The sequence below is a fragment of the Bacteroides sp. HMSC067B03 genome, from assembly GCF_001811315.1.
Lineage (GTDB): Bacteria > Bacteroidota > Bacteroidia > Bacteroidales > Bacteroidaceae > Bacteroides > Bacteroides faecis.
Genome location: NZ_KV804477.1, coordinates 1 through 2,452 on the forward strand (window position 1 = coordinate 1; position 2,452 = coordinate 2,452).

The window sequence follows — 2,452 nt, forward strand, 5'->3', positions numbered from 1 at the left end:
ATCTAGCTGAAGCATAAAATTAGAAGTTTAACAATCCCAAAAAACAACGAGTTATGTCACGAGTACACTATTTAGAAGGAGATTATGAACAGTTAGTTATTAATGAAACGATAGACGGTCTTTTTTCCAGTTATCGTATAGACCGCAATTCATTGCCAAAAGGATTTTTCCTTTATGAGATTAGATGGGATGACAGCTTATCTTCATTGGCAGAGATTAGCCCCTCTGTGGTGGTGAATCATGCAGGTTCATTCATTACAAAGTCACCCCTTGAATTTGATGCAAACAATAGCATACGGATAACCTATACCAATTTTATCGAGTTCTGCCAGTTTGGTGAGTGGGCTTATGAGAAACTGGCTGTATTGGATTGTAATTCCGGTAATGTTGCGGTGATAAGCCCAGACAGGAGATTGCAGACCACTGAAGAGATTGAGATTTTTTTGAGTGGGCATTGTGGCTATCATCTGAGTGAGATTAATTGGATGGTGATGAAAGGCGATGTGCTGTTTTTGAACGAGAACGATTTTTAATGAGTATAACCGTAACTGCCTCTTGGAATGGGGCAATTACATAAAATATTATAAGTATGAAGTGGATAGATAAGATGGTAGAACGCATTACCCGAAAAGAAACTGCTTTAAATGACCACTTTTGTGTAAATCGGCATACGGTTGTATGTCAGAGTGGTATGACTGATTATGTTTCTGTAACGATTGATAATACCGATGGTTTTGATTTCGATTTTTGGACAAAACAACTTTGTTTTGAGAAGGACTGTAAATATCGCTCGGAGATAAAAGCGGCTTTTGATAAAATCTATGGCACAAGGAATATAGAATGTTGTGAATAATGAAGTCAGAAAAGTATGATACCAAAGGAGATAATGAAACTTTATGAAAAGCTTGCTTTCAGTCGGGGATATGAAGAAGCCTTTCGGGATTTTTTGGATGTTTGTCTTTACTATTTGTCTGTCGGGATGTTGGCGGAGGATTATCGTAGAGTGGAAAAAAGATATAAGCCATATGAAATGGAACTTTTTGTTCAAATGTTTTATAGGGTGTCTGAATATTCGGAAGGATTTTGCGATGTCTTGGGAGATATGTTCATGGAGTGTGTCAGTCATGGGAATAACGGACAGTTCTTTACCCCGATACACGTTGCTGATTTGATGGCATGTATGGGGGGAAATAGGCTGAAACCTAAACAGTCGGTCTGTGATTCGTGCTGTGGTTCCGGCAGGATGCTACTTTCCGCTGTAAAAAAATGTGCGGAAGAGAATGATGGAGGAAGGCTTTTTTGTTATGGCTCGGATATAGATTTGATTTGTGTAAAGATGACCGTTGTCAATCTGATGATGAATAGCGTACCCGGTGAAGTCGCATGGATGAATACATTGACAATGCAGCATTGGAGAAGTTATCATATAGATTTACAGCTGATAGCCGGAGTATGGTTGCCTATTTTAAAGATAACGGAAGCAGGTGACACTTCTTTTATTAGGAAACTTGAAAATGCAATGGAGGATAATTCTGAATTGAAGAGGTCGATTCAGAGCAACGCAAGGGCTACGCAGCTGACTTTTGATTTTTGACAAGATAAATATGTAAAAAGGATTTTGGTATGAAAGCAATAAGAACAAAAGAGGTGAATGAGAACGTCAAAGCGGCGAACAGTTGTTTGCGTAAAGCGAAATGGCAGGCTAAGGAATTGGCTGTTTTTACAGGTGAAGTAGTGCGTCTGATGGATAAGGAAGGGCATTCTCTACAAGGGTTCTTTAATCGGGTGGAGTTTGTTCTGGTGGACGGCACTATTAAATTCCGTGTAGTTATAAATCCTATTCTTGAATGTGAGAACTGTATAATGGCTTCTTGCCATGAAGACTATCTTTATGAGGTGGTCTCGGTGGAAAAGTTTACCTATAAAAATTATAGGTATCATTTGTAATGATATTGTATTTTAATGATTATAAACTGATTTATATTATAACAATGATGGGCAAAATTAATAATATTCCCGTTTTGAATGAAGATGTTATTCGTTTGGTTGTACTCAATGAGGAAATTATTGGGTATATCTATCCACGAAGGACTTCTTATGTGGTGGCATTGGAGATAAAGCCGGGACGTACTACCTCTTTGGCTACATCTGTCAATAAACAATGCATGGTTTTGTTGAGTGATAAGGTTCGTTTGGCCACGGAACAGGATTTCGATGATTTTCATATATGCTTTGATGGTTTCAGAAATAACACTATGTATTGTTATAATCAGGGAACGGAACCTATATACCTTCAATGAAGCACATTCTCCCTTCTTTTGGATTAGGGAAGGGAGGGTATTTTGCTGTCCGCTACTTTTTGGCAAGCACCCCAAAAAAGTAGCAAAAAACGCTTGGAGTTACTGGTAATCCCATTAATTTGCGTTCACGCAGTATTCTTTCCCACCCTCCC

The 2,452-nt window shown here is 38.4% G+C and carries 5 protein-coding genes; all 5 read left to right on the forward strand.

Features of this window, described 5'->3' with window-relative positions; genetic code table 11:
• The first annotated feature begins 53 nt into the window (after positions 1–53).
• Genes HMPREF2794_RS24555 through HMPREF2794_RS24575 form a run of 5 tightly spaced genes read left to right on the forward strand, consistent with a single transcriptional unit; the run spans position 54 to position 2,300 of the window.
• A complete protein-coding gene (locus tag HMPREF2794_RS24555) occupies positions 54–533 on the forward strand; it encodes an LPD28 domain-containing protein (RefSeq protein ID WP_005868767.1) in 480 nt (159 codons plus the stop codon).
• Between the two features lie 56 nt (positions 534–589).
• Positions 590–853 carry a hypothetical protein gene (locus HMPREF2794_RS24560; RefSeq protein ID WP_005868765.1) on the forward strand — a complete coding sequence of 88 codons (264 nt, stop codon included), beginning with the start codon at positions 590–592 and terminating at the stop codon, positions 851–853.
• Positions 854–868: 15 nt separating this feature from the next.
• Positions 869–1,594, forward strand: a complete 726-nt coding sequence (locus tag HMPREF2794_RS24565) for an N-6 DNA methylase (protein WP_005868764.1) — start codon at positions 869–871, stop codon at positions 1,592–1,594.
• 29 nt (positions 1,595–1,623) lie between these two features.
• Positions 1,624–1,947 (forward strand): hypothetical protein, encoded by a 324-nt coding sequence (locus HMPREF2794_RS24570; protein WP_005868762.1) that lies wholly within the window; start codon positions 1,624–1,626, stop codon positions 1,945–1,947.
• 44 nt (positions 1,948–1,991) lie between these two features.
• The gene (locus HMPREF2794_RS24575) at positions 1,992–2,300 is read left to right on the forward strand and encodes a hypothetical protein (protein WP_224263218.1); all 309 of its coding nucleotides are present in this window, start codon (positions 1,992–1,994) and stop codon (positions 2,298–2,300) included.
• The last annotated feature ends 152 nt before the right edge of the window (positions 2,301–2,452 follow it).

Bases quoted from the DNA above. Each gene is read 5' to 3' on its own strand.
- HMPREF2794_RS24565 (WP_005868764.1), top strand. From the start codon at position 869: ATGATACCAAAGGAGATAATGAAACTTTATGAAAAGCTTGCTTTCAGT.
- HMPREF2794_RS24575 (WP_224263218.1), top strand. From the start codon at position 1,992: ATGATGGGCAAAATTAATAATATTCCCGTTTTGAATGAAGATGTTATT.
- HMPREF2794_RS24555 (WP_005868767.1), top strand. From the start codon at position 54: ATGTCACGAGTACACTATTTAGAAGGAGATTATGAACAGTTAGTTATT.
- HMPREF2794_RS24560 (WP_005868765.1), top strand. From the start codon at position 590: ATGAAGTGGATAGATAAGATGGTAGAACGCATTACCCGAAAAGAAACT.
- HMPREF2794_RS24570 (WP_005868762.1), top strand. From the start codon at position 1,624: ATGAAAGCAATAAGAACAAAAGAGGTGAATGAGAACGTCAAAGCGGCG.